Annotated in this window: 22 protein-coding genes; 11 read left to right on the top strand and 11 right to left on the bottom strand. The window is 41.1% G+C overall.

Annotated features, from left to right (window positions below):
• The 5 genes from LA303_RS09175 to LA303_RS09195 all read left to right on the top strand — a co-directional run bounded on the left by LA303_RS09175 (position 1) and on the right by LA303_RS09195 (position 7,468).
• Positions 1 to 972: a DUF6427 family protein gene (locus LA303_RS09175; RefSeq protein ID WP_240524975.1), complete on the top strand. Its 972-nt coding sequence runs from the start codon at positions 1 to 3 to the stop codon at positions 970 to 972.
• Positions 962 to 1,561: a ribonuclease HII gene (locus LA303_RS09180; RefSeq protein WP_240524976.1), complete on the top strand. Its 600-nt coding sequence runs from the start codon at positions 962 to 964 to the stop codon at positions 1,559 to 1,561. Before LA303_RS09175 ends, LA303_RS09180 begins: the two co-directional genes overlap by 11 nt.
• A gap of 102 nt (positions 1,562 to 1,663) precedes the next feature.
• On the top strand, positions 1,664 to 4,327 hold the full coding sequence (locus tag LA303_RS09185; protein WP_240524977.1) for a hypothetical protein: 2,664 nt from the start codon (positions 1,664 to 1,666) through the stop codon (positions 4,325 to 4,327).
• A 513-nt stretch (positions 4,328 to 4,840) separates the two neighbouring features.
• The gene (locus tag LA303_RS09190) at positions 4,841 to 6,634 is read left to right on the top strand and encodes a sensor histidine kinase (RefSeq protein WP_240524978.1); all 1,794 of its coding nucleotides are present in this window, start codon (positions 4,841 to 4,843) and stop codon (positions 6,632 to 6,634) included.
• 96 nt (positions 6,635 to 6,730) lie between these two features.
• The gene (locus LA303_RS09195; RefSeq protein ID WP_240524979.1) at positions 6,731 to 7,468 is read left to right on the top strand and encodes a LytR/AlgR family response regulator transcription factor; all 738 of its coding nucleotides are present in this window, start codon (positions 6,731 to 6,733) and stop codon (positions 7,466 to 7,468) included.
• 21 nt (positions 7,469 to 7,489) lie between these two features.
• Here LA303_RS09195 and LA303_RS09200 read toward each other — a convergent pair whose 3' ends face one another.
• Positions 7,490 to 9,064, bottom strand: coding sequence for an FGGY-family carbohydrate kinase (locus LA303_RS09200; protein ID WP_240524980.1), 1,575 nt, complete (start codon positions 9,062 to 9,064; stop codon positions 7,490 to 7,492).
• A 175-nt stretch (positions 9,065 to 9,239) separates the two neighbouring features.
• Here LA303_RS09200 and LA303_RS09205 point away from each other — a divergent pair, with 175 nt between their 5' ends.
• A complete protein-coding gene (locus LA303_RS09205) occupies positions 9,240 to 9,695 on the top strand; it encodes a methylglyoxal synthase (RefSeq protein ID WP_240524981.1) in 456 nt (151 codons plus the stop codon).
• On the top strand, positions 9,692 to 10,075 hold the full coding sequence (locus tag LA303_RS09210) for an SRPBCC domain-containing protein (protein WP_240524982.1): 384 nt from the start codon (positions 9,692 to 9,694) through the stop codon (positions 10,073 to 10,075). The genes LA303_RS09205 and LA303_RS09210 overlap by 4 nt, the downstream gene beginning before the upstream one ends.
• Before the next feature lie 135 nt (positions 10,076 to 10,210).
• Here the strand turns inward: LA303_RS09210 and LA303_RS09215 are convergent, their stop codons facing one another.
• The 4 genes from LA303_RS09215 to LA303_RS09230 all read right to left on the bottom strand — a co-directional run bounded on the left by LA303_RS09215 (position 10,211) and on the right by LA303_RS09230 (position 14,535).
• Positions 10,211 to 10,798: a DUF4294 domain-containing protein gene (locus tag LA303_RS09215; RefSeq protein ID WP_240524983.1), complete on the bottom strand. Its 588-nt coding sequence runs from the start codon at positions 10,796 to 10,798 to the stop codon at positions 10,211 to 10,213.
• Between the two features lie 132 nt (positions 10,799 to 10,930).
• A complete protein-coding gene (locus LA303_RS09220) occupies positions 10,931 to 11,827 on the bottom strand; it encodes a TerB family tellurite resistance protein (protein WP_240524984.1) in 897 nt (298 codons plus the stop codon).
• Positions 11,828 to 11,836: 9 nt separating this feature from the next.
• The gene (locus tag LA303_RS09225) at positions 11,837 to 13,180 is read right to left on the bottom strand and encodes a saccharopine dehydrogenase family protein (RefSeq protein ID WP_240524985.1); all 1,344 of its coding nucleotides are present in this window, start codon (positions 13,178 to 13,180) and stop codon (positions 11,837 to 11,839) included.
• Positions 13,181 to 13,224: 44 nt separating this feature from the next.
• Positions 13,225 to 14,535, bottom strand: coding sequence for a bifunctional lysine ketoglutarate reductase /saccharopine dehydrogenase family protein (locus LA303_RS09230; protein ID WP_240524986.1), 1,311 nt, complete (start codon positions 14,533 to 14,535; stop codon positions 13,225 to 13,227).
• 359 nt (positions 14,536 to 14,894) lie between these two features.
• Between LA303_RS09230 and ppdK the strand changes: the two genes are divergently transcribed.
• Positions 14,895 to 17,645, top strand: coding sequence for a pyruvate, phosphate dikinase (ppdK, locus tag LA303_RS09235; RefSeq protein ID WP_240524987.1), 2,751 nt, complete (start codon positions 14,895 to 14,897; stop codon positions 17,643 to 17,645).
• A 1,064-nt stretch (positions 17,646 to 18,709) separates the two neighbouring features.
• Here the strand turns inward: ppdK and LA303_RS09240 are convergent.
• The gene (locus LA303_RS09240) at positions 18,710 to 19,111 is read right to left on the bottom strand and encodes a hypothetical protein (protein ID WP_240524988.1); all 402 of its coding nucleotides are present in this window, start codon (positions 19,109 to 19,111) and stop codon (positions 18,710 to 18,712) included.
• A gap of 441 nt (positions 19,112 to 19,552) precedes the next feature.
• On the opposite strand from LA303_RS09240, the gene LA303_RS09245 reads away from it, so the two are divergent.
• Both LA303_RS09245 and LA303_RS09250 read left to right on the top strand, forming a co-directional pair.
• Positions 19,553 to 19,828, top strand: a complete 276-nt coding sequence (locus LA303_RS09245; protein WP_240524774.1) for a transposase — start codon at positions 19,553 to 19,555, stop codon at positions 19,826 to 19,828.
• A gap of 23 nt (positions 19,829 to 19,851) precedes the next feature.
• On the top strand, positions 19,852 to 20,664 hold the full coding sequence (locus LA303_RS09250; protein WP_240524773.1) for an IS3 family transposase: 813 nt from the start codon (positions 19,852 to 19,854) through the stop codon (positions 20,662 to 20,664).
• A 961-nt stretch (positions 20,665 to 21,625) separates the two neighbouring features.
• Here LA303_RS09250 and LA303_RS09255 read toward each other — a convergent pair.
• The 5 genes from LA303_RS09255 to LA303_RS09275 all read right to left on the bottom strand — a co-directional run bounded on the left by LA303_RS09255 (position 21,626) and on the right by LA303_RS09275 (position 24,930).
• Positions 21,626 to 22,711: an IS4 family transposase gene (locus LA303_RS09255; protein ID WP_240524782.1), complete on the bottom strand. Its 1,086-nt coding sequence runs from the start codon at positions 22,709 to 22,711 to the stop codon at positions 21,626 to 21,628.
• Between the two features lie 497 nt (positions 22,712 to 23,208).
• A complete protein-coding gene (locus LA303_RS09260; protein ID WP_262901470.1) occupies positions 23,209 to 23,667 on the bottom strand; it encodes an REP-associated tyrosine transposase in 459 nt (152 codons plus the stop codon).
• 145 nt (positions 23,668 to 23,812) lie between these two features.
• Complete coding sequence (locus LA303_RS09265) at positions 23,813 to 24,292, bottom strand: hypothetical protein (protein ID WP_240524989.1); 480 nt, start codon at positions 24,290 to 24,292, stop codon at positions 23,813 to 23,815.
• An 84-nt stretch (positions 24,293 to 24,376) separates the two neighbouring features.
• Positions 24,377 to 24,709 (bottom strand): DUF5615 family PIN-like protein, encoded by a 333-nt coding sequence (locus tag LA303_RS13595; RefSeq protein WP_240524990.1) that lies wholly within the window; start codon positions 24,707 to 24,709, stop codon positions 24,377 to 24,379.
• On the bottom strand, positions 24,706 to 24,930 hold the full coding sequence (locus LA303_RS09275; protein WP_240524991.1) for a DUF433 domain-containing protein: 225 nt from the start codon (positions 24,928 to 24,930) through the stop codon (positions 24,706 to 24,708). Before LA303_RS09275 ends, LA303_RS13595 begins: the two co-directional genes overlap by 4 nt.
• A 170-nt stretch (positions 24,931 to 25,100) precedes the next feature.
• On the opposite strand from LA303_RS09275, the gene LA303_RS09280 reads away from it, so the two are divergent.
• The gene (locus LA303_RS09280; protein WP_240524993.1) at positions 25,101 to 26,633 is read left to right on the top strand and encodes an NAD(P)/FAD-dependent oxidoreductase; all 1,533 of its coding nucleotides are present in this window, start codon (positions 25,101 to 25,103) and stop codon (positions 26,631 to 26,633) included.
• The last annotated feature ends 4 nt before the right edge of the window (positions 26,634 to 26,637 follow it).

The raw sequence follows: 26,637 nt of genomic DNA on the forward strand, positions 1-26,637 counted from the left end.
ATGATCATTCGCTTTTTTAAAAAGTCTTTTTTTCCACAACTCATTACACTCATTGTACTCACAATACTTTGGTGGATTCCTTCTGTTTTTGTCGATTCAAAAGTACTGGCTTTCCCAATTTTTCAACCCTCTTCTCTTTCACAAAAATGGCTTTTACAAACAGCTGCTGTTTTTATCTTTATCATTACCGCATTCTTTGTCAATTATTTGTCAATATACAGCCGGTTAAGCAATCGCAACAGTTATCTTAGTGCATTCTTTTTCATTCTTTTGGGGAGTGCTCTGACAGAATTCACTCATCTCACACCGGTTTTACTGGCAACCTTTTTTTTGGTTCTCTTTTATCAAAAGGTTTTTCAAATACAAAAGAGCAATAAAGTCATTCTTACGGCATTTGACGCAGGATTATGGCTGGGAATATCCGGACTTTTCTACCCTCCTGTTTTACTCTTTTTTCTGATGGGATGGTTTGCCCTTATCATTTACCAATCCGATCAGTGGCAAGCCTATATTACTTTTCTCACCGGTATTTTTTTACCTTGGTTTTTCATTTTTACCGGTTTATTCTGGTTAAATAACACCGGAGAACTCACACAATGGATTACCCGTTTTTTTCATCTCCGCAGCCAATGGTATCCTTTTCATAATTCGTTAGATTTCAGCTTATTTGTTTTATTCTTTCTCACTCTTCTGGTCTCTGTTCTCCGCATCACCGGAAATCTTTCGTCGTTGAATATTAACCAACGGCAAAACGCTACGGTTGTTTTATGGGGCTTACTTTTTTCGGTGTTACTTGTTGCCCTTACGAATACGACACTTCAGGCATTATTGTTCGTGAACATTCCGGCCGCTTTGCTGATGGGAAGTTTTTTTTCGGAAATAAAAAAGCTGCGTCTTGCCAATATTTGGGTTTTCCTTCTGATTATCCTCATTTTTATCAACCATTACTTATTCTTTTTTTATGCTTCTTAAACATTACTCAAAAAAGCATCAAAGAGAAGCCGGTTGCGATGAAGCAGGCAGAGGCTGCCTGGCCGGACCGGTATTTGCCGCGGCAGTTATTCTTCCTGCCGATTTTGAAAATGAACTACTCAACGACTCCAAAAAACTCAGTGAGAAAAACCGGAATATTCTGCGCAAGATCATTGAAAAAGAAGCGCTGAGTTGGGCTGTAGCTTCTGTTTCTCCGGAAAAAATTGACGAAATCAATATCCTGAATGCTTCTATTCTGGCCATGCATCTTGCCATTGAGCAACTAAAAACAAAACCTGATTTTTTGCTGATTGACGGTAACCGGTTTAAAAAATACAAAGACATTCCACATTTGACCGTTGTAAAAGGAGACGGAAAATACATGTCGATTGCGGCGGCATCGATTTTGGCTAAAACCCACCGCGATGAATACATGCTCCGCATTCATCAGGAATTTCCGCAATACGATTGGGAACACAACAAAGGATATCCTACGCTGAAACACAAACTTTCCATTCAACAATTCGGATTATCTCCGCATCACCGGAAAAGTTTCCGGACAGCCATTCAAACCCGGCTTGAATTTTAATCGCTACATTTCTTAACAATATCTTGTTAAAGAAGAGTATTTCTGCCACTATTTAAAGGCAGAAAGTTTTCGTATTTTTGGTTTTTCAACAGGTGGTCTGGTATGCATAAAAGGTTTTACATTTATTTGTTTATTTTGCTCCTTGGAGTAGTTTCTGCCATTACGTGGTTGCTCAATACCCGTGAAGTACATCAGGGAAATCTTTGGCAGATGTTACCCAACACACCGGCTTTAATAATTCAAACTGACCATGCCGGAGAGTTTACAGACAAAATTTCTAAAAGCAAAATAAGCCAGGGACTCATTCAAACAAAAGGCTTTCAACCTGTTTTTAAGCAACTTCAATTTGCTGATTCTATCCTGAACATCAACAAAAAATGGAGCAACACATTCCGTAACGGCGAATTTTTTATGGCTTTGTACCCGGGCAAGAACCAACTTTTGTTTTTGCTCCAGTCGGCCCACCTGCCCCACATTGAAACGCTGAAGAATTTTCTGGAATTACATCTCGGGAAAAAATATGTTGTTCTTTACAATCACCGGGGAAATATTCCGGTCACGGTGGTAAAAATTTTCAACACAGTGACTGAAAAATCATATTGGCTTTGGAAAATGGATAAAGCCTTGTTATTTACCTCCAGTGAAAAATTGATGGAAGCTTCCATTGCGGGTTATGCCATGCGCGAAATGCACTTCAGCGACAGTAAAAGTTTTAAAGCCGTGGCAAAAACAAGCGGCAAACGGGTAGATGCCCGCCTCTTTGTTTATTATCCGGTACTGGGACAATTTTTATCTCCTTTTATTCAACAAAAACACCCGTCTGTTGTCCGGGAAATCTCCCGTTTTGCCGGATGGAGCGAAACCGACCTGTTAATACAATCTGAAGATATCGTTTTTAGTGGTTACACCCAGGCGGATAAAAACACTTTGTTATCCCGTTTTTCCAGTCAACAACCGGCTTTATTTTCAGCATACCGGCTCTTCCCTTTCAACACCACCTACTCTGTTACCAAGGGTTTTTCGAATTTTGCCCAATATGCCTCCGGAAAGACAGCCGACCAGTTTAAACCCGCATATGCTGCCGATATCAAAAAGCTGATCCAATTAACAGGGAAAAATGTTTCTCTGGTTTCCAATGCCCTGAACGATAAAGAACTTGCGCAAAAAACATGGGCACTGATTCAGTTGAAAGATATTCCTTCTGCCACGCGTATTTTAAACAAGCTGGCCTTAAAAAGCGGAAGTTCAAAAGTTTACCGTATTGGCAACCATCTTGCAAGGAGAATTCGCATTAAAAACTTTCTGTCACGGATTTACGGGCAATCTTTTTCGACAATCAGCGAAAACTATTTTTGTGTAATAAACGGATATGCCGTTTTCGCCAATTCTATCACAGCATTGTCCAACTTTATCCGCTATGGAGAAACCGGAAAAACCCTTGATTTGGATGAAAACTACAAATCATTTTCCAATAACCTGGCCAACCAATCAAACTGGCTCGTTCAGTTTCAGCCAAGAACACTAACCGGATTCCTAAATGATTTCTTCACCCCGGCAACAGCAAAAAACCTTTTGCTTTACCTGCCGTTTATTAAAAATATTCAGGGAGTTGCTTTTCAATACAGTCATGACAATCCATTGTACTACACAAATTTCTATATCAAATACAACAACCGCTATCGTGATGAAAATTTATCCCTTTGGAAAGTCAAGTTAAACGATGTCATTACCGGAAAACCGTTTTTAATCAAAGATCATAACACCAACAAATATGATATCATTGTATTTGACCGGGCCAACCGTATGTATTTGATCTCGCCCAGCGGAAAAATAATCTGGACTTTGCAGCTCCCCGAGTCGCCTGTCAGCGCCATCTATCCGGTCGATTATTACAAAAACGGAAAAATCCAGTTTCTTTTTAACACGCAGAACAACATTTTTCTGATTGACAGAAAAGGCCGGTTTGTGGCAAATTATCCTATAGCCTTGCATCCGCCGGCTACCAACGGTTTAAGTTTATTTGATTATAACAACCGGAAAAACTACCGCATCCTGATTGCTCAAGCGGATAAACATATTTACAATTATAAAATAAACGGTGATGCCGTAAACGGATGGCACCGTCCGCAAATGCCGGATAAAGTTTCCCAGAAAGTAGTCCGCTTACTGGCCCGCCATAAAGATTATATTATCATCAACGATGATGGCAATCATGTTAAGATCGTTAATCGTCGCGGGCAACAACGTATTTATCTAAAAGCCCCGGTAAATAAAGCACAACATTCATCTTACTTTGTTAACAAAACCAATAACAAAGGGATTATCCTCACCACCAATACCTCCGGAAAACTGGTTTATATTTCTACCAACGGAAAACTGAGATATACCAACTTTGGGCATTTCTCACCTGAACATTATTTCCTTTATGATGATTTCAATGGTGATGGACACAAAGATTTTATCTTTGTGGATAAAAACAAACTAAAGGTCTTCGACCGTTTTAAAAAGCTGCTGTTTTCATACACATTTAACGAAAACATCACCATCCAACCCGAATTTTTCTCTCTGGGTGACCGCCAAAAAGTGTTGGGAATCGTCGCTTCCAAAGAAAAAACCATTTATTTATTCGACAATAAAGGCAATATTATCATTAATCATGGATTAACCGGAGAAATACCGTTTACCGTAGGAAGTTTAAATAACAACAACGAAGTAAATATTATAACCGCTACAGGGAATATTTTATACAACTACAAAATAAATTAAGCTAGCACAACTTTTTCCGTACCGACTGTAATCGACTCATTTTCTTTTAGTTTTAAAACACTTCGCAAAATTTATTTTCAACTATCCTTAAAAGCGGGATAATATCCTTTACAAGACAACCCAAAACTATTTTAAATTTTCATAAAAAATTTTTAAATTTGGCATAATAAAAAAACCATGCAACGAAAACTCCTTAATCTGATTACCCACCCTGTCTTTATTGCAGCATTACTTTCGTTGCTGGTCATTCCGTTTTTGCCTATTCAATATACTCCTTACGTTTTCAAATCCGATACTGCTGGCCTTACCAAATATAGTTTTCTTCCTTCCCAGATGATTATTTTTTCTGACCTAAACAGCGACGGAAATAGCGAGATCATCCGGTTTAAAAACAATACTAAAGGCAATGCTGCTTTTGTTATATACAAACCGACAGGAGAAATAATTGACCAGTATAATCTTCCCCACATGAAATTAAATACACAAACAGGAAAATTATTTCCGAATATTTATGTGGGTGATTATGACGGCAATGGGAAAAAGGAGATATACATCTTTGCCACTTCGCATGATAGCATTTTTTTGCATGTGGAAGAACCGTTGAACCATGATAAAATTATCATCAATAGAATGTTTATAACGACAATAGGAGTAAATACACACAAACAACCTTCATATGGCATCAAAATAAATGGTCTTGAAAAGATGAGTAACCAAGCTTCTTTCAAAAGCTTGATTTTCACAATTAATGGTTTTTTTGATTACAACACCCGTTTTTCCGCCCAAATAGACATTAAGAATAAGCGTATAATAAAAACAGAGGGGCTTCATTTTCCCCCATACATTTCTGCTATCTGCGACGTGGACAATGACGGGAGAAAAGAGGCCTTTATCTGGGGAGAAGTTCCAAGTAATACTTTTGACACCGTCCCTTTTTCAGACAGTAAAGCCTGGTTCATGATTTTAAACAATAAGATGAAATTTAAATACCCTCCGATTTCATTTCCCTCCCATTACGGAATATCTTTTAGCTTTCCCGTCGGATCACCGGGTAATTATAAAATTTATTTTTTCTATTCAAAAACAAGAAATTCTCTCTCAACACTATATCTATATGATACTTCAAAACACCAATTAAAAGATACCCACATAAAACTAAAAGTAAGCGCTAAAAGTCTAATAAAAACCGGACAAAATAGAACTTTAATTATCCGAACAAAAAAACGAAAGTTTTATTTACTATCAGAAACAGGAAAACTCAAAAAATTACCCAATTGCCCAAGTATTGTATTTCCGTATACAAAACGTTCTTTTCTATGCACTTTCAGGGGAAAACAAAGCTACTTTTTTCCCACGAAAAATCCATTGGGTTATATGCTACTTAATGATCACTTTGAAAAACTGGCTTTTTTAAAGTTAAACAATTCTTTCAACTATCACTATCATATTACTTTTTGGCGCATAATGCATGGTAAAAAGGTACAACTTCTTGTTTACAACGACGATAAACCTTTTCTGTTCAATATCTCACGAAATCCATATTATTACATTTGGCCGCTCATCTATCTTGCTGTATTCGGATTCTTTCTTGCCTTTGTATACGCCATCTCGTATTCTCAAAAACAGCGATTAAAGAAAAAAGAAGAACTGGAAAAGCGGATTCTCTCATTGCAATTAATTACCCTTAAAGGCCAGATACGTCCCCATTTTATTTTCAATGCGCTTAATGCCATTATGGCTAACATTAACCTGGGACAATATGATTTGGCTTACAAATATCTCGGAAAATTCAGCCGGCTGTTGCGCATGCTTTACGCCGAAGAAAATAAACTGGTGGTTTCCCTTCACCGGGAAATGGATTTCGTAAGAAATTATCTGGAAATTGAACATTTCCGTTTTAAAGAGAACCTAATATTTTCCATTACTATTGACGATGATATTAACCAAGACATACTCATTCCCAGAATGCTCATACAAATATTTGTAGAAAATGCGATCAAACACGGCATCAAGAATCTGAACAAACCAGGAAAAATAAATATCCACATTTATCAGGATAAAAAAAGTATCATCATAGAAATAGAAGACAATGGGATAGGCCGTAAAGCAGCTGCGAAAAAACCGGCAAACCAAAAAAGTGGCTATGGTCTGAAGGTTGTGAATGATATGATTGCTATTCATAAAAAGCAAACAGGTATTCAAGTGAACTATCATTATATAGACTTGTATTCACCTGACGGGAAAGCTGAGGGGACAAAAGTAGTCGTTCAAATTCTGAAACAAAGACACAAAAGACAAAAAAAATAAGCTCAGGCTATTTCTTTTTCTCTTTTTTACATAAAAAGAGAAAAATTGGAAAATAATGAATTTCTTCTTATATTTGGACAATCAACAAAAGAAAACATGCGACAAATAAAAGCAATTGTTGTCGATGATGAACCCGATGCTCGACGTAGTTTAAAAAAAGACATTCAACAAAACTTTCCGGAGATAAATGTTGTTTCTCTTGCCGAAAACTCAGAAAAAGCATTAGAAGCCATCGAGAAACATCAACCGGATGTGGTCTTTCTCGATGTGGAAATGCCGGGGAAGAACGGACTGGAGGTAGCCCGTAGTCTGAAAACACAGAACATAAAAACCACCATTATTTTTACTACCGCTTTTGACCATTATGCCATTGAAGCCATCCGGTATGCGGCTTTCGATTATCTGCTTAAACCGGTGGATATGGAAGAGCTGGGCGCTGTTCTTGAGCGGTATAAAACGGAACGGAACGGACACAGCCTGGAACACAAATTAGAACGTCTGGCAACCTGGCTCAGCCCCGACCGTATCCATTTTGATACCCCTAACGGTTTTATCTATATTCGTCCCACTGATATTATCTATTGCGAAAGCAATAAGAAGAAAGAAACCACCATCGCACTGGCAAACGGCCGTACCGAAAGGGTAAATATGAAACTTAAACAAATTGAAGCACTTTTACCGCCCCGTTTATTTGCACGGGTAAGTTCCTCGGTGATTATTGGACTGAATTACCTCGTCAAAGTGGATGACCAAACGAAAACGGTGTACCTGGAAAATATGCTGGTGGAATATGAATTTAAAATCGACTCAAAACACTTAAAAAAACTAATCTGATTTCCCACCCCAAAAAAACGGCTATTTTTTCGGGTAATTGATAATATCCCGGATATCGTTATACAACGGCTTTAACTTACGGTACATGCGACGATAAACGCGATTGAAAAGCTGATCGTAAACCTTTACATTTTCGGGAATCGGCTCAAAAGTTTCCCCGATATGACTCATGTTTTTAATGGCGGTTTCAAAATCGGGATACAGTTTTAATCCCACAAAAGCATTGATGGCAGCGCCGAGAGCCGAAGTTTCAAACGTGTGGGGTTTTTCCACTTTCATATTAAAAATATCAGCTGTCAGTTGCAGGGCATTTCGGCTTTGTGAGCCGCCTCCCGACACGCGGATTTTCTCAATTTTTACACCGGTCTTCCGTTCGGTGCGCAAAGCACCGTCTTTCAGGGCATAAGCAATACCTTCCAGAATCGACCGGTACAAATGGGCCCGCGTATGCACATCGCCAAAACCAATCACGGCGCCTTTGGCTTCAATGCCCGGCAGTTTGACACCCGGCGACCAGTAAGGCTGCAGGGTGAGTCCCATGGAACCCGGCGGGATGTCGGTAATCATCTCATCAAACAAGGCTTCAGGTTCCACATCCAGTTCCCGGGCACGTTCCACTTCACGGTAACCAAATTCGTTTTTAAACCATTTGATCATCCAAAAACCGCGGTAGATCATCACCTCGGTATTGAAATAATGCGGGATAGCGCTGGGATAAGCCGGAAACATGCGCACCACCTCCAGATAATGGTCGTTCACCGTCTGAATCGTAGCCGTGGTTCCGTAACTCAGGCAAGCCGTTTCGGGTGACAGGGCACCAGAACCCAGCACTTCGCAAGCCTTGTCGGAAGCCGCTGCAATAATGGGAAGTCCGGCCGGAATACCAGTCTGTACCGAAGCTTCCGGGGTAACCTCTCCTATCCGGTCAGAAGGAAAAACCAGGTCGGCCAGCTTTTCCCTTTCCACTGGGAACATCCGGGCATTGGGTTCGCGGCGTTTGGAATACCGATGTTTTTTGTAATCGAAAGGCAAAAAACCCACCATATTTCCCACCGAATCCACAAATTTTCCGGAAAGCCGGTAAGTGAGGAATCCCGAGAGCAATAAAAACTTATCGGTTTTTCCCCATATTTCCGGCTGGTTTTGCCGTATCCAGTTGGCTTCGCTTTCTTTTATCGCGTAAGTTACCGACTCGTACACCCCGGCAAGTTTCAGTGCTGCTTTGGTGATGCCTTTGGGCCAGTTTTCCACACGGGCTTTGCGCTGGTCGAGCCAAATGATGGCCGGCCGCAACGGTTTACCCTTTTTATCCAAATTAACCAATGTACCACGTTGGGTGGTCAGCGCCATGCCTTTGATATTTTCAACAGGAATGCGGCTGTTTTGAAACAAACGGCGGGTGGTTTCACAAAGTTTTTCCCAAAAATATTCCGGGTCCTGCTCGGCATAGCCGGGTTGCGTGGAAAAGTAAGCCTCAATGGGTGTTTTTTCAATTTCGCAAATGTTTCCGTTCCGGTCAATGAAAGAGGCCCGGATAGACTGGGTTCCTACATCAATCACCAACACGACTTTTTCACCAACTCCGGTATTTTCCATAAAACAAAAATACGTTTTTCCTGCCAAAAGCAAAAAGGAAAACCTTTCTCTTCCGGCACCACCAACACCAATACAAAAAAACACATCCAGCAGAAGGCCTTATGTAAAAAATCCTTTCCTTTGCAAAAAGAACCCAAAATAACGGAAATACTGTTTTTTTAATAAACAAAAACTTATGATTAACACCATTGCGCTTGTAGCACACGATAACCGGAAAAAAGACCTGATAGAATGGGTGGAATACAATTACGGCCGGCTGATGGACAAAAAACTGGTTTGCACCGGAACCACAGGCCGGCTGGTAAAAGAAACCCTTGAAAAACATTTGGAAGGCAAAAAGAAGAAAAAAATCAAGCTGCTAAAATCAGGGCCGCTGGGCGGTGACCAGCAACTGGGTGCCATGATTGCGGAAGGGAAAATTGACATGCTGATTTTTTTGTGGGATCCGATGGAACCCCAACCGCATGACGTGGACGTAAAAGCCCTGCTGCGCATTGCCGTGATGTACAACGTGCCCACAGCCAACAACCGCTCCACCGCCGACTTCTTAATTACTTCCGAGCTGTTCAATGCTGATTACAAACCGCTTTTAAAAGATTATTCGGCTTATATAAAACGGAATTTGAAATGAAAAACTACAAACAATACATCAAAATAGATGCAGAACCGGAAGATGTGTATGCCTGCCTGACCAATCCGTTTACCATTGAATTGTGGTCGGATATGAAAGCCAAAATGGAAGCCCGTGAAGGCACCGAATTTGAGCTGTTTGACGGCGACATCGCCGGAAAAATTCTGGAACTGGAACCCAACAAAAAGGTGGTGCAACAATGGTACTTCGGCGACCAGGAAACGCCTTCCATCGTCACTTTCAAAATCCATCCCGACAAGGGAAAAGTTTCCCTGGAACTTACCCACACCAACATCCCGGATGAAGTTTACGAAGAAATGGCCGAAGGATGGAAGAAATACTATCTTGGAAGAATCAAAGAATTCTTAGAATTAGATTAACCATCAAAAAGTTATACCAATTGTATTTTAAAATGCGCTAAAAGGGCATTTTAAAAACTACAATGGTAAGATATTAAATCAAAGCGCTTTTGGGATTAAAATGAACCAAAAGCGCATTTTGATTTTCAATCGGTATTACAGTTTTCCTTTTTCGATTAAACGGACAATCGCTTCGATTTGGGCATCTTTTCCGTGCGGGTCGTATCGTGTTTTCAGATTATATCCCCACAACCGGGCAAACGCCTGATAAAAAAAAGCAGTAAACTTCCCGCGCAGTTGCTGTAACAAACCGTACGAGGTGTTGCCGGTTTCCCTGTCAATCAGCTTAATTAAAATAATGCCCTGGGTAAAGGTCAATCGTTTTAACGAATTGCTGTACCGCGTTTTTATTTCCTGCTCAGCCTGTTTCATGATGCGTTTTCTTTCCGCATCATTTTTTGCCTTTTCCAGCCGGGCATCATAAATTTTCAGCAAAGCACCGGCCGTCTTGGCATAAGGATAAGCCACTTTCACATTATGAATCAAGCGGTTTAAACGCCAACGTCTCCAGGCCGAAATGCTGTTACGGCGTGAAATAATTTCGATTTCCTGAAGACTCACCGACGGGATGGTATCGGCTTTCTTTTGAATGAGCACCGTATCCTGCATAAAAACATAGCCGGCAGAAGCCTTTACGGAAAAAGCAGCCAACACAAACGTTATGACAAGCCACAGTTGTTTCATGGGATTGTAAAGCACAAAGATAATACCCAAAAAGGCAACAGCAGTCAAAAAAATCTTAAAAGAAAACCGGACCGTGGTTTTATACCGACCTATTTGTATTTAAAATGGGGTAATGCCGATACGAAATCGATATTACTTAAATCCGCGTTCTTTTTTTATGGCTTCGTAAGCTTCGTTAACTTTCAGGAATTTCTCTTCAGCCGCTTTTTTCACCTCTTCACCAAGATGGCTTACTTTATCAGGATGATATTTTTTGGCCATTTCGCGATAAGCGGTTTTCACTTCTTCGTCGGTAGCCGACGGACTGATTCCCAAAATCTTATATGCGCTTTCGGTATCTTTTACAAACATGGCTTTAATCGACTGGAAATCAGCCGCGCTCAGCCCCATTGCCATGGCAATTTGCTCAATCAGCTGCACTTCCGAATCGTCCACTCTGCCGTCAGCCATTGCCACTCCAAACAGATAATGCATCAGCTGCAAACGGGCCGAATAGTCCATAAACCGGCCTATCTGCCGGCTTACTTCCTGAACATCAAAATCTTTTTTAATGATTTCGCCGAGAATTTTGATATAATGGCGGGCCCCGTCAACGCCGAAATTGGCGATATAAAATTTCTTTACATATTCCAGTTCCGATTTTTTAACCGTCCCGTCGGCTTTCATAATGGCAGCCGTAAGCACCAGCAGGCTCACATTAAAATCACCGGTCATGGTGGGCATGCCCGGGCCGTAGTTAGGACCGCGTCGTGAAGCCTGTCCCTGAAACATCGAGCCCAGCGCATAGCCGAGGATGGCCCCTATCGGTCCACCAAAAGCCCAGCCGAGGCCGCCGCCTACCCATTTGGCATAATTTCCTCCGCCTCCCGTACCGGGACGACGGGCTGCGCCGCCCGCAGCATACGGTCCGGTGTCAAAATCCGCTGCAGAAGAAGCATCTCCGCCGCGGGATGTTCCCGGCGAGCGGCTCCATTTCATGACCAAATAAAAAGCAACCGACAGCAAAATAAACAGCAGGATAAAACTCATAGCAAAAAATTAAGACTGGTCTATCATATACTCTTTTTCGTCGAAAGAAATACCAAATTGTTTCAGTTCTTCCAAAATAGGTTCATACATATCTTTGTCCACCGGACGGTGAATCCCCGTTTTTTTGATTTTTCCGGTAGCCAGCAGTTTGGTGGCAATGGCCAGTGGCAGTCCCACCGTTTTCGCCATGGCCGTCCGCTCGCGGTTTTCGCCTTCCACCGCCATGGCCGAAATAATCATTTTTCGTTCATTACCCAGTTGATACTTAAATTCGTGCTGCATAATGAGCAGGTCCTTATCGTCGGGATCCATGGCCCATTTTTCCTGTATCAGTTTCTGTAAAATCTGCGCCGGCGTAGCATTTTTTAATCCAATTTTCCGGCGGTCGAAAATTCCCAGCCATTTAAGCTTCTCAAAAACCACCGGGTCGGCTGCATTTTCGCAATAATCCTGCAATTTTACTTCCACCGGCACATTGGGCTCGTACCGCATAAATGAATTGATAAAATCACGATAAGTCATGTTTTCCGAATCTTCCATGACAAACGTGTCGTCGGTGGCTCCCAGTTTGACAAACACATCCCATGCTTTGGCAAATCCCGGCCGGCGGATGGTTCCGCGAAACATGGAAGGAATATCTTTTAGTCCGTAAATTTCGCGATACGACAACGAATCGCGGTTGGCATAAATTTCAAACTCACCGTAGTCCAGTATTTTACGCGTCATCATCCGGTCGAACAGCCTGAAATAAGGAATGTATTTATAGCGTCCCTGCTGGATAAACTGCGAAACACCGTGTCCGGCCAAAACCACATTGCGCGGGTTCCAGGTGAGCTTGTAGTTCCAGGGATTGTTATCGCTTTCGGGGGCTACCAGTCCGCCGGTAAACGAGTTAAACGATAATATTTTGCCACCGGCTTTTTTTATCCGGTTAATGACTTTCATGGCCGACATATGGTCGATACCCGGATCGACGCCGAGTTCCATCAGAATAGGCACTCCGGCTTTTTTGGCCAACTCATCATATTCTTTTATCTCTTTGGTAACATACGAAGCCGTAAGCATGGGCTTACGCAAATCGATACACTTTTTAGCCACGAGATGATGCATAAAAGCCGGCAACATGGAAATGACGATATCGGCTTTTGCAATGGTCCGCCAGCTTTCCATATCGTCGTGAATGTCAAAAGTAATGGCTTTCCCGCGGGGATTTCCGTTTATTTTTTTCTGGGCCAGTTCTTCGTTGATGTCAGCAACAGTAATGTGCCAGTCATACTGTTCGGCATTTCCCAACAGGTATTCAATCAGACTCTGTGTGGATAAACCGGCTCCTAAAATAAGAATGTCTTTCATTTTTTATAAAATTTATAATTGTCCAAAACGAACAACAACCCGGGTTAACTTTTCAGGTATTGTTTTAAATATTGATAATCAGGCGTAAGCTCACCGTGATAAAGGATCATGGCCTTTTTCAGCGGGGCGGGAACCTGTAATTTTTCAAACGGCACTTCAAAATCGGCTTCTAACAGTCCGGGCAAAAACCGGATAAGTGCATCACTGAAAGCCTGCGAAGCTTCGCGCGGCAACTCGCTGGGCAAAATATCCACCGCCATCACCAGCACCCCTTCGCCGTCGAAACCCATCACCGGTTTTCGCGTTTCCGGATGATACACAAACACCGGATCTTCGATGGCGGTTCCTTTGTGGGTAATCTCCACCGAGCCGTCCGGATCGCAGGTAACATCTCCAATAACTTCCAGCTTTAAATCGTTATTTTTCCACAGGACTTCAAGATAATCTTTGGTAACGATCCGCGGATAACGGTCATCCCAGTACATGCAGTTCATCAGCACCGTTAAATGCGGAAGATACTGTTCAAAAATACCTTCAAACCGTTCGGGATGATGATAATATTCCTGCAGGTCAAATTCCATTCCCGCTTCTTTCGGACGGGCAAGGTGTTTCTCTTCAAACACCACTTTGTATAGCACGTTAGACGGCAGGTTTTTCTGTTTATGTAAGGTCAGCAAATCAGCCGGCGAAATTTCAATAACAGGCAACAGGTTCAAAATTTCCTGGGCACCTTTCGACACATTGCCGTAACCGGTAATACCGATGGCAATGGGTAACGTCAGTCCGGGTAAACCGTTTCGGGCTATTTCCTGACCCGCTGCCGACACAGCCGCTTTGGCTTCTTCCAGCGAATCGTAATGATGGGTTTGTTTTAATTTCGAAAGCGGTGTTTCCACTCCTTTCCGTTTAAGCCGTTCGCCCAGCGACCATAATGAGTTAATCATTCCGGCCAAACCGGCAAACCGGCCGAAAAAAATCAGTCTTCGTCCCTGCTCATCCACAATCCGCTCATAATCAATCAAATTGATTTTACTGTCTATCATATTTTGCAACAACGGCATATTGTAAGCCTGCCCTTTGATGGTATGGCTGAAAAAGATATAGGTTTTATGTGCTTTGAAATAGCCCAGAGGCATCTCTTTCACACCGAGAATCACATCGGCATCCAACGGTTCGTTCTTCAGTATGGCACCTGCTTTTTTGTATTCTTCGTCCTTAAAAACACGCTTTTCCGAAGGCACCACCTGCACTTCTACGCCCTTGTCAACCAGTTGTTTTACATGAGCCGGAACCAACGGAACCCGCCGTTCCATTTTATACTTGTCCTCGTAACGAATACCGATTTTGTGTTTCATTTTTTTACCTTTTTTATTGTTGGCAAACTTATAAAATAATGTGGGGATATGGAAATAAGGGTTTTACTGAATATGCCTCCTTTCAGAAAAAATAACATTTCTTTTCCGATTGCCAAAAAATTCAACAAACCGCGGTTTTTTTCTCCGTTTTCCGGCACGAAAAATTTGCTTCAAAAAGCAGGAATCTGCATTTTGCAAACGATTGAAAAGGCAACTTTTGCTTTTCTCTGTATTCGGTTTAAAATTTGACATTCGTTAACACGATAACGCTCCCCGAAACAAAAAAAAGAACGGTTTTTTTCGTATTTTTGTCATTCAAAATTTTGAACATAAATTTTTTATAACAAATTCTGATAAAAATGTCTAAAGCAAAGTATGTTTATCTTTTCGGCAATAAAGAAGCCGAAGGTAATGCAAAAATGAAAAACCTTTTGGGTGGCAAAGGTGCCAACCTCGCTGAAATGAACCTGATTGGTGTTCCGGTTCCTCCCGGATTTACCATCACCACTGAAATTTGTACCCTTTATAACGAAAAAGGCCGCGACTACGCTATTAACCTTATTAAAGACGATGTAGTTAAAGCGGTAGCTCATGTGGAAAACATCATGGGTATGAAATTCGGCGATAAAGAAAATCCGTTGCTGGTGTCGGTTCGTTCGGGGGCCCGTGCTTCCATGCCGGGAATGATGGATACCGTACTGAACCTCGGCCTGAACGACCTCGCCGTGGAAGGAATTGCTGCCAAATCAGGTAACCCGCGCTTTGCCTGGGATTCGTACCGTCGTTTTGTACAAATGTATGGCGATGTGGTACTCGGCATGAAACCCGAATCCAAAGAATCGGAAGATCCTTTCGAAATCATCATTGACGACATCAAGAAAAAACGCGGCGTGAAACTCGATACCGAACTCACCGCCGACGATATGAAAGAACTGGTAAAAGAATTTAAAGCCGCTGTTAAAAAACAAACCGGCAAAGATTTCCCGGACGACCCGTGGGAACAGCTCTGGGGCGCTATTATGGCCGTTTTCGACAGCTGGATGAACGAACGTGCCATTCTTTACCGTAAACTCAACAAAATTCCCGATGAGTGGGGTACTGCTGTCAACGTGCAGGCCATGGTATTCGGAAACATGGGCGAAGATTCTGCTACCGGTGTAGCTTTCACCCGCGATGCCGCCACCGGCGAAAACATCTTCAATGGCGAATACCTCATCAACGCACAGGGCGAAGATGTGGTAGCCGGTATCCGTACACCGCAACAAATCACCCTCGAAGGTTCGCGTCGTTGGGCTAAACTGGCCAACATTTCCGAAGAAGAAAGAAAAGAAAAATATCCTTCGCTGGAAGAAGCCATGCCGGAAGTGTACAAAGAACTGTACGAAGTACAGGACAAACTGGAAAAACACTACCGCGACATGCAGGATATGGAATTCACCATTCAGGACAGGAAACTGTGGCTGCTGCAAACCCGTAACGGGAAACGTACCGGTGCTGCCATGGTAAAAATTGCCATGGACATGCTGAAAGAAGGGCTGATTGATAAAGACGAAGCCATTATGCGCGTTGAGCCCAACAAGCTGGACGAACTGCTGCACCCGGTATTCGATAAAGATGCCGTGGCCAAAGCCAAAGTAGTGGCCAAAGGACTGCCGGCTTCACCCGGTGCTGCTGCCGGACAGGTTGTTTTCCATGCCGACGACGCCGAAAAATGGGCTGCTGAAGGTAAAAAAGTAGTTCTCGTTCGTATCGAAACTTCCCCCGAAGACCTCAAAGGGATGAACTCAGCCGAAGGTATCCTGACTGCCCGCGGCGGAATGACCTCGCATGCTGCTGTTGTAGCCCGCGGAATGGGTAAATGCTGCGTTTCCGGTGCCGGAAGTATCAAAGTTGATTACAAAGCCCGAACCCTCGAAATGGGTGGCCACAAATATAAAGAAGGAGATTACATTTCGTTGAACGGTTCCACCGGCGAAGTTTATGACGGACTGATCAAAACCGTTGATCCTGAGTTGAGTGGATATTTTGGACAACTCATGAAACTGGCCGACAAAAAAGCACGGCTCTACGTTCGCACCAATGCCGATACCCCGCACGATGCCCAGGTGGCCCGCGATTTCGGCGCAAAAGGTATCGGTCTCTGCCGTACCGAACACATGTTCTTCGGTGGCGATAAAATCATCGCCATGCGCGAAATGATTTTGGCCGAAGATGAAAAAGGCCGTCGTAAAGCACTCGAAAAACTGCTGCCCATGCAGCGTACCGACTTCGAAGGTATTTTCGAAGCCATGCAGGGACTACCTGTAACTGTTCGTCTGCTTGACCCGCCGTTGCACGAATTTGTTCCTCACGACGAAAAAGGTCAAAAAGAAATGGCCAAAGTTATGGGCGTTTCGGTAAGCACCATCAAAGCCAAAGTGGAAGAGCTCAGCGAGTTCAACCCCATGCTGGGTCACCGTGGCTGCCGTCTTGGAAACACTTACCCCGAGATTACCGAAATGCAAACCCGCGCCATCATCGAAGCGGCCATGAACCTTCGCGACAAAAAAATCGATGCCCGTCCCGAAATCATGATTCCGCTCACCGGCACACTGGCCGAGATGAAAATGCAGGAAAACATCGTTCGCGAAACGGCCGAAAAAGTATTCGAAGAAAGAGGCAAACGCATCGACTACCTCGTAGGAACCATGATTGAAGTTCCGCGTGCGGCCCTTACCGCCGACCAAATTGCCCAGTCGGCCGAGTTCTTCTCATTCGGCACCAACGACCTCACGCAGATGACCTTCGGCTACTCACGCGATGACGCTGGCAAATTCCTGCCGATCTACATCGAAAAAGGCATCCTGAAAAACGATCCGTTCCAGGTGCTCGACCAGGAAGGCGTTGGTCAACTGGTAGAAATGGCTGTGAAAAAAGGCCGCAAAACCCGCAAGAAAATCAAACTCGGTATCTGTGGCGAACACGGCGGCGAACCCAGTTCTATCGAATTTTGCCACCGCGTCGGCCTCGACTACGTCAGTTGCTCGCCTTACCGCGTGCCGATTGCCCGTCTGGCAGCCGCTCAGGCAAACATCATGAACAAACGAAGCTGGAAAAAGAAAAACAAATAATCCCGCTTCCCAAACATAAAAACCGGTTGAAAATCTTCAACCGGTTTTTTTATGTCCGTTACTTTTTTAGGGCGGGGCGGGCCTGCCCCACAGGCCGTCACGGGCTGTCCACTATAGTTGCGTTGCGGACAGCGGTGTTTCGTAAAGGCTTTCCACGAGTTTCCTTCGGTCGCTGTGGCCCGCCTACGGCACATCCGCTGCCGCTGCCGCAAGCTGCCGTTCCCATCCCTGCCGCAAAGTTCATCACCCCCAACCACTGGCGCTCGTTTCCAACGAGTGCCAGTGGTTGGTTTCAAACCATTCACGTTCAAAACATGAATAAAATCCATGCTATGCAAAAAATATGGATGCAATTGTTATGATCACATATAAGATAACCAAAAAGTTCCCTGTCCGTTTACTTCTCAATGATTCGTTTTTATACCGGTTTAATATACTTTGGGTCCTCTTTTTATTGAGAAACAAAACAGAATTTATAATAAAAAGAGTTGCATAGATTAGTATAATACCCATTTTATAACCATGATTAAAATTGCTTTTTGTTACAGGCAATACATTAACATAAGCCACTGATACATTCAAGCCAATCAGAAGAGATAATGCGTATATTACCCCCCAATCATTCTTTCCTTTTTTATTTAAAACTGCTGACAGCTTATAAAACAAATAATAATAAATATTCATAAGTGATAATGTAAGCTTTCACACACTGGTGCTCGTTTGCAACGAGTGCCAGTCAACTTTACTTATCCGCATTGCAAATCTCAGCGGGTTGTGGAAAAGGTAACCGTTGCCGTTTGGGGCGTTCATAATTTCAAAAGTAAAAAACTCTTCTCAATTTTTGATGCTTTAGCTGATTTTCAATTTCTTTCAAGACACACGAAATATTTATGTACCAGTAGGAGATTTAACCGGAAAAATATTTTGGGTTGTTTTTGTACAGCCCAAGTCTCGCTGACGCACAAGCCAATCCCGAAGACTTGCGCCAGATGAGGAGTGCCAGTGTTTGGTTCAAAACATGAATAAAACACTCATTATAAATCAAGCCTTTGAGCATACTGACATCAAATAATGTGATGTAAAATTAATGCTGTAAAAAACAGAACAACCAAAGGCAAAAAGAAAATAACGATTGCTATTATCTCTCCTACTTTGTCAGTAACCCCAAATTTCGGATCAGCCATTTCCAAAAGTTTCTGATACCTTCCTCTCTTTATATAAATCCTTTTTAACCAAAAATATTGAAATATTGTAACTGCTAAAAAAACGACCAAAGGTATTTTCGATACAAAACTATCAAACATATAATACTCAATAATCCCATCAAATATTACAATCCAAACTGCAGAACTAATAGAAATAGCATAGGACACCTGATCAGGATAAGATACCGTTTTCTTTTTTCGTCTGTCACTAATTTCAAGCCAATGTGCCAAATAATAAAATAAAAAGTCCAGCGCTTTCATGGATATTCTTGTTTATATTTTCCCAATGACATAGCATTGCCCGGATAAATACATCCGAGTTATTCCGAAAAAATGCATCACAGGCATTTATAAACCTCTGGCACAAAGGCGGATGAGACCGGATTTGTTTCAAGGGTCAATAGTCATTTCGTTCTCAAGCCAATGTACCATATAAAATAGCTGAAACAAACGCTAATATTACAATTGTAAAAGAATAAACCAGAACATATTTAAATTTAACATCCTTATATTTTTGTGTGATCTTCTCATATCTGTTATTATAAAAAATCAGATAGTAATTTAATATTCCAAATGGTAAAGCAAATTCAATTGTAAAAGCAAAAAAATCATTTAATAATTCACCCGGGAACACATTAATTATAATACACCCCAAAAACTGGACAACGAGTTAAGTTAGAAAAATTGATTAAACTTGTTGTTATGAAAAAGAGAAAAAAGTACACATCAAGGTTCAAAACGAAAGTAGTATTGGAAGCCCTGCAGGAAAGAGAAACGATTCAGGAACTGGGGAGGAAATACGGATTACACCCGAATCAGATTTCTACCTGGAAGAGCCAGTTTTTATCATCAGCATCATCGGTATTTGAAAAGGGTACTAAGAAAGAAGATGTTGAAAAAGAGAAAGAAGCCCTGTTTAAGAAAGTAGGCCAACTGCAAATGGAAGTTGACTTCTTAAAAAAAGTGTTGGGGAAATAGCCGGAAAAGCGAAACTTCAAAAAGTGAACAGGAAAGAAGAAATAAGCGTCAAACGGCAATGCGAACTTTTAGAAGTAAACCGCAGCAGCTTCTACTATGTTCCCCGACAAGAGGGTTCTTACAATCAGGAACTGATGAAGCTGATAGACAAGCAATACATGAAAACACCTTTTTATGGAGTCATGCGCATGACCACCTATCTGCGAAACATAGGGTATCCGGTCAATGCCAAACGCGTACGACGATTGTACCGGCTTATGGATTTGCAAGCCATCGGCCCACGTCCAAATACGAGCAAGCCCCATAAGGGGGAAGGCCATACGGTATTTCCCTATTTGTTGCGGAATTTAGAAATAACCCATTCCAACCAGGTCTGGGCGATGGATATTACCTATGTTCCCGTTGGCAACGGTTATATGTACCTTTTTGCCATCATAGACCTTTACAGCAGGTATATCGTAGGGTGGTCATTGTCGAATACCATGACAACCCAATGGTGCAAACAGACTTTGGAGCAAGCCATAAAGGATCATGGCAAACCTAAAATGATTAATACCGATCAGGGAAGCCAGTTTACAGCAACAGAATTTACGGAGTTTGTAACCGGTAAGGGGATTACTTTCAGTATGGATGGTAAAGGTCGAGCCATAGATAATATTTTTATAGAGAGGTTTTGGAGAAACATAAAATACGAAAAGTTATATTTGGAACCATCGGAAGACGGACTGGAATTATATGAGAAAATTAAAGATTACATAGAGTTCTACAACACGCAAAGACCCCATCAGTCATTAGCGTATAAAATGCCTGTAAAAGTGTTCAAACAGGCTGCTTAGGTTTTCTTTTAATATGATTAAACGAAGAAAGAAAATCTAATTTATTTTTGTAAAAGAGTTGTCTAAAGATGGGGAGTAGTTAAAATGTTGATTAGAGGAATATTAAGTATATCAAAGAACTTTAACCAAATAAAAATTATCCAAAAATTTAAAGCATGTATCCAAGTTACATGCATAAATAATTTAAATTTCCACTCTTTATTTGGATGATGCTTTTTGAAACTTAATATTGCATCAGCCCATATCATATAATATATATTCTTCATTAATACCACAATTTATTCAAACCATTTATAATCATTCTTGCCATACCATGTATATGGTCCATAAGTTTGTCCACCACTGGTGCTCGTTTCCAACGAGTGCCAGTCAACTTTACTTATCCGCATTGCAAATTCAGCGGGTTGTGGAAAAGGTAACCGTTGCTGTTTGGGGCATTCATAATTTCAAAAGTAAAAAACTCTTTTCAATTTTTGATGCTTTAGCTGATTTTCAATTTCTTTCAAGACACACGAAATATTTATGTACCAGTAGGAGATTTAACCGGAAAAATATTTTGGATTGTTTTTGTACAGCCCAAGTCTCGCTGACGCACAAGCCAATCCGGAAGGCTTGCGCCAGATGAGGGTGATACAAACGCCAAATATTTTTTTTAACAAATCTTTTCAATTTAATTTAGGGTTTCAATTTGTATTTTCTGAAAAAATAATAGGTTCCATTATTTCCTTTACGATAAACTTCAAAGACATACGATTTAGGTTTCTTTACTATGGAGTCCCCTATGCTTAAATCAAAGTTTTTCATTTCAGAACCTGATAAATCTATTTTTATTTTATTGTTCAAAATAAATGTTGTTACTCTCATTTGCCAATTGTTTCGTTTTACAATAATATTTTTTAATCCACTATTATAAAAATTATTTATTCTCTTTTCACCTTCCATTCGGGAATATAAAACGAAGCTAAGTACATGACAAAAATTGGAAGATATTGAACTCAGGAGTATAACTATCATTAAGAAAGCATTTTGTAATAAAGTCGAGACCTGTTTTAAAGATTGTTTTTGCTTTTCTACCGTGTTTTTTAATTTTAATCGGTTTGATATTTTGATGGATATGAATACCCACTTTGTAAACCCAGACAAAAGCAACCATAATCAACAAGACGAGTTTTTCAATTCTTTTGATATCTGAAAGGTGTGTTTTTTCAATATCGAAACCGCTTGATTTCATGGCTTTAAAGGTCATTTCTATTTGCCATCGTTGTTTATAGTAATCATCAGCCTTTTCCGGTTTGGTAAATGATACCAGAATTAGATATTCTCCGTTATGTAATTTGCTTCCGGACAAATAGCACAACTGTCCGTTTACTTCTACAATGTTGGGGTAATATACAAACTCATTTATCCTGAATGCATTGAATAACCAAAATGCCTTAATGGTTTTATTCTTTCTGGGAACAAAAACTTTAAAATTATTTCTGATACGAATATAATAGTGCAGGTTATTATTGTTAAGATACTTAAGCCATTTTTCACCAACAAATTCCCGGTCTGCAACAATACATTCTATCGTACCTTTTCCAAAAAGGTTGATGTATCGTTCAATCAGGTTTATCCTTTCCTGCGAATTGGAATTACCCCGTTTTTTTAACATACTGAACAATAATGGAAAGGCTACTCCCTGATACACTATGCCAAGCATAAAGATGTTTATGTCTGTTTTGCCAAACTTCCAATTGGTTCTGTCAATAGAAAGTGTTAATCGTTCTTTGTGGGGCAATAAACTGAAAATTAATTTTGCGATTAAATCAGAATCAAGAGAATAGGATGAGATAAATCGTTGGATACGGCGCAAGGAAGAACTTTCTTCTGCCTGAGTATCAAATCCCCTTGCCAGGCTCTCAAAATGAACAGTCCTTACTTTTGTTAAAGCAATAATGAATAATGATATGAATTTTATCCGGGCTAAATTCAGCCTGCCTTCAAAATGTTCCTTTAAAACTGAAACTAAATGACTATCTTTACTGCTGACATTGGTATTCTTCATCTGACAAATACTTGGTAAATATTCGTCTAAGATACTGAATACCAATGTTTTATCCAAACTTTTTAAGGGTTATTTTGCTGATTATCAGTGATTTATTTTTTGTCATGTACTAAGAAAACGAAGAATAAAAAAACTGAAACCATAAGCAACGGCAAAATATAACGAATATTATTTTTAATAAATCTTTTCATTTGTATTTAAGGTTTGTAAATAGTTAAAACAGAAGGAGTCCAGTGTACATTCATTTGGGTATTTGTTATTGTTGCACCACCTTCAATACCAATACCAATCATTTCGTTAAAATAAATAATCCCCCCTAGACGCAAGTCTTGTGCGCAAGCTCCGTGTGCAGCTGACTTGGGCCACTCATTAACCTCAAAACTACATAAATACATAAAACCCAATTATAGAATAATCTCAACATCAATCAACCCTTTTTCTCCGGTATAATTTGTCATACTACTCCATGGATAATCTTCCGGCCTGTTAACAAAACCCTACTCAACCGGATTGTTATGCACATAATCCAGTTTTTGATCCATCATTTTGTTTGATATCAGTTCAATAGGATGATTATCTTGCCTCCAGAACTGGTAATATTTATTATTCGGGTTTTCCCTTCCTTCAGTTTCAAAAATCTCAAGCATCCATTCTTTTCTGCTTTCGTAAGGATTTTCTTTTATTGCCTTAATCAGAGCAGATGAAGTAAACTTTTTAAAGTCCCGCAGAATATTTTCCAAAAGATTTTTTCCTTCCCTCGAAATGATCAAGTGAAGATGATTGGTCATAATAACATAAGCATGTAACCGTAATCCTTTTTCTTTTTGGCAGTATTTTAAACTGTCAAGTATGATCTCACGATAAATATCTCTTGTGAACACATCAACCCATCTGACAACGGCAAATGTTACAAAATAAATTCCGTCTGGATTATGGAATTTGTACTTGCTGCTCATGTTTCAAAGATAAAGAAATTTTGCCGGCTTTGGTTTTACCTCTTTAATATAAATCGGATTGTTAAGTTCGGCCCAAGTCTCGCCTGCGCTTTGGCCGGGCGGGAAGACCTGAGCCAGTTGGGGGAGGGTAAAATAATGAACTATATCAATTTAACAGGTTCTTTTTTATATAATCAAAATCACTTTCTGAAAAAAAATCTTTAACTAAATAAAAGATTTTGTCGGGTCCGGCTTTTATTGTATATCCTTCCTTTACTTCGTTTCTTCCGTACCATGGAAATTTGGATTTCACAACTTTAATAGCATTTTTAGGGAACTTATATTCGTTAGATTTCATCCATAGTGCAGAAAATACTTCTATTACAACATATCCTTCTCCAAAAGAAATCCTTTTTATTGTCTTATTATGCCTTTTGAGCATAACAATGGGAGCTATGATAATGAAAAATATCATCATTAGAATAAAAAAAGGAACCACAGCATAGAAAAAAGCTATCCATTTGGACATACTTAAATATGTGAGGAAAATCATAACAATAGAGTAAACAGGACCGATAATAAATATCTTCATGGCTTCCCGTTTTACATATTTGTCTCTTAAAATCCCTTTATTGTTTACTTTCATGGATTAGCTTTTTTCAAAGGATAAAAATCAAAAACCAGTCTAACTTAGTCAATTTAAGCTTAGTTTCAAAAGTACCCGTTTAAACTACCCCATTATCTCAAGACATCCATAATCTTCAGAAAGAAAAATCCGGATTAAATCCTGTTTATTCCGAAATAATCGCTCTAATTCATTTGTCGTTCTATTACCGGTCTTTAACCAGATTATTTTAGGCGGGAATCCTTTAACAATATTTAAATCACAGAAATCCGAATCAAAAGTCACAATAGCATAATCCTTCTTTTTCGCATAATTAAAAATCTCGAGGTCCGTCGCATTCTCGAGTCCTAATTCCCTGACTTGTTTAGATCCCGGAAACAAATCTGTAATTCGTTTTACCAGTCTGAAAGAGATATTTTGATCAAATAAAAGTTTCATGTGGCATACAATTGCCCTTGTTCTTTTTTAGCAGCAAAAGATAAACAGGCATTTATTTTTTCTATGGTCAATTCCGGATATTCACGAATAATATCTTCCCGCGTCATGCCATTAGATAACCACGACAATACGTCGTAAACAGAAATCCGTGTACCTTTAATAATCGGTTTTCCAAATCTTTTTTCAGGATTAATTTCAATATATTTATCAAACTGTACCATAGTTACAAAGGTAAAGATTTATTTTATTCCAAATACTAAACTCCGGCACTCGTTGGAAATGAGCGCCAGAATTTGGTTTCAAAGTATGCAAAACATTCACACGCCAATAGGAAAGAAAATAAAAACGGTCGGAGAAAGGTTCGTATCTTTGCCCGTCAAGCATACTTTCCATGGGATACAAACAAATTAACCTTAAACTGCCGCCGGATTACACACCGGAACAACTTCGCCATAAAATAGCCCAAACGCTGCACATCAACGAATTTTCGTTCCAAATTACACACAAAAGCCTCGATGCCCGCAAAAAAAACTTTATCCACTGGGAAATCCGGCTGCTGGTTCGTTCGCCCGAAATAAAAGGCGGCGAACCGGAAAAACAACCCGCTTTGGAAATCCCGTACAAAAAAAGAAAACAAAAAGCCATTGTGGTTGGCAGCGGCCCGGCCGGATTTTTTGCAGCCTTTGTCCTGCAAAAAGCCGGTCTGCAAACCACCCTTATCGAACGCGGCACCGAAATAGAAAAGCGGAGCCGCGAGATTGAACACTTCGAGAAAACGGCCACTTTTCACCCCAAAAGCAATTACGCTTTTGGCGAAGGCGGTGCCGGTACTTTTTCTGACGGCAAACTCACCTCACGCAGCAAACGCATCTCGCTCGAAAGACAGTTCATCCTGAAAAGCTATGTAGATGCCGGCGCGCCTGAAGAAATACTATACCTTGCCCACCCCCATCTCGGAACCGACAAGCTGAGAAAGATTGTCAAAAATCTGCGGCATTCGTTCGAAAATCTTGGCGGGCAACTGCTTTTCGAAACCCAAATGACCGACCTAAATATAAAAGATGGACGCGTTTTGGCCATTGAAACAGAAACAGGAACATTGGATGCCGACTACTTTATTCTTGCCACCGGACATTCCGCTTTCGAAACGTACCGCCTGCTCATTCGCAAAGGCGTTGGTTTCCATACCAAAAATTTCGCTATTGGCAGTCGCATGGAACATCCGCAAGAACTTATCAACCGGGCGCAGTGGGGCGTAAAACAACTCAAAGGAGTCAAAGCAGCCGAATACCGGCTTACTTCACCGGGCATCGAAGGACATCCGGTGTATAGCTTTTGCATGTGTCCGGGCGGCGTGGTAGTCCCGGCCACCGCATACGAAAATACCAACATTGTCAACGGCATGAGCCGGTACCTGCGCAACGGAAATTTTGCCAACGCCGCCTGCGTGGCCGCCCTTAACCTGAATCAGATGCTTCGACGGGAAGTGTCGGCACCGGAGGCCCTCGACTGGCTTGAAAAACTGGAGCAAAATTTCTACCGTTACACTTCGGGATATGCCGCCCCTTTTTGCAGCATCAAAGATTTTATCAGCCAAAAAATTACTTCGGCAAACAACCAAACAAGTTACCCCATGGGAATTGTACAGGCCCCTCTGTGGGAACTGCTTCCATCCGAAATAAGCCGTGCCATGCGAAAAGGGCTTACCGACTTTATCCGGAAAATGAAAGGTTTTGAAGAAGGTAACCTGCTGGGACTCGAAAGCAAAACCTCCGCTCCCATTCAGGCCGACCGCGACAAAAACGGACGCTGTTCCGGTTTCGAAAACCTATATATCGTCGGCGAAGGCAGCGGTTATGCCGGCGGTATTGTTTCCAGCGCTGCCGATGGGATCAAAGCCGCCATGAATATCCTATCCCGATGACATT

Source organism: Candidatus Sulfidibacterium hydrothermale (genome assembly GCF_020149915.1).
Classification (GTDB): domain Bacteria; phylum Bacteroidota; class Bacteroidia; order Bacteroidales; family F082; genus Sulfidibacterium; species Sulfidibacterium hydrothermale.

Excerpts from the sequence above, each read along its gene's own strand:
- LA303_RS09205 (WP_240524981.1), top strand. The coding sequence starts at position 9,240 with ATGATTAACACCATTGCGCTTGTAGCACACGATAACCGGAAAAAAGAC.
- LA303_RS09180 (WP_240524976.1), top strand. The coding sequence starts at position 962 with ATGCTTCTTAAACATTACTCAAAAAAGCATCAAAGAGAAGCCGGTTGC.
- LA303_RS09200 (WP_240524980.1), bottom strand. The coding sequence starts at position 9,064 with ATGGAAAATACCGGAGTTGGTGAAAAAGTCGTGTTGGTGATTGATGTA.
- LA303_RS09195 (WP_240524979.1), top strand. The coding sequence starts at position 6,731 with ATGCGACAAATAAAAGCAATTGTTGTCGATGATGAACCCGATGCTCGA.
- LA303_RS09220 (WP_240524984.1), bottom strand. The coding sequence starts at position 11,827 with ATGAGTTTTATCCTGCTGTTTATTTTGCTGTCGGTTGCTTTTTATTTG.
- LA303_RS09255 (WP_240524782.1), bottom strand. The coding sequence starts at position 22,711 with ATGAAGAATACCAATGTCAGCAGTAAAGATAGTCATTTAGTTTCAGTT.
- LA303_RS09260 (WP_262901470.1), bottom strand. The coding sequence starts at position 23,667 with ATGAGCAGCAAGTACAAATTCCATAATCCAGACGGAATTTATTTTGTA.
- LA303_RS09265 (WP_240524989.1), bottom strand. The coding sequence starts at position 24,292 with ATGAAAGTAAACAATAAAGGGATTTTAAGAGACAAATATGTAAAACGG.
- LA303_RS09245 (WP_240524774.1), top strand. The coding sequence starts at position 19,553 with ATGAAAAAGAGAAAAAAGTACACATCAAGGTTCAAAACGAAAGTAGTA.
- LA303_RS13595 (WP_240524990.1), bottom strand. The coding sequence starts at position 24,709 with ATGAAACTTTTATTTGATCAAAATATCTCTTTCAGACTGGTAAAACGA.
- LA303_RS09215 (WP_240524983.1), bottom strand. The coding sequence starts at position 10,798 with ATGAAACAACTGTGGCTTGTCATAACGTTTGTGTTGGCTGCTTTTTCC.
- ppdK (WP_240524987.1), top strand. The coding sequence starts at position 14,895 with ATGTCTAAAGCAAAGTATGTTTATCTTTTCGGCAATAAAGAAGCCGAA.
- LA303_RS09280 (WP_240524993.1), top strand. The coding sequence starts at position 25,101 with ATGGGATACAAACAAATTAACCTTAAACTGCCGCCGGATTACACACCG.
- LA303_RS09175 (WP_240524975.1), top strand. The coding sequence starts at position 1 with ATGATCATTCGCTTTTTTAAAAAGTCTTTTTTTCCACAACTCATTACA.
- LA303_RS09240 (WP_240524988.1), bottom strand. The coding sequence starts at position 19,111 with ATGAAAGCGCTGGACTTTTTATTTTATTATTTGGCACATTGGCTTGAA.
- LA303_RS09185 (WP_240524977.1), top strand. The coding sequence starts at position 1,664 with ATGCATAAAAGGTTTTACATTTATTTGTTTATTTTGCTCCTTGGAGTA.
- LA303_RS09210 (WP_240524982.1), top strand. The coding sequence starts at position 9,692 with ATGAAAAACTACAAACAATACATCAAAATAGATGCAGAACCGGAAGAT.
- LA303_RS09225 (WP_240524985.1), bottom strand. The coding sequence starts at position 13,180 with ATGAAAGACATTCTTATTTTAGGAGCCGGTTTATCCACACAGAGTCTG.
- LA303_RS09275 (WP_240524991.1), bottom strand. The coding sequence starts at position 24,930 with ATGGTACAGTTTGATAAATATATTGAAATTAATCCTGAAAAAAGATTT.
- LA303_RS09230 (WP_240524986.1), bottom strand. The coding sequence starts at position 14,535 with ATGAAACACAAAATCGGTATTCGTTACGAGGACAAGTATAAAATGGAA.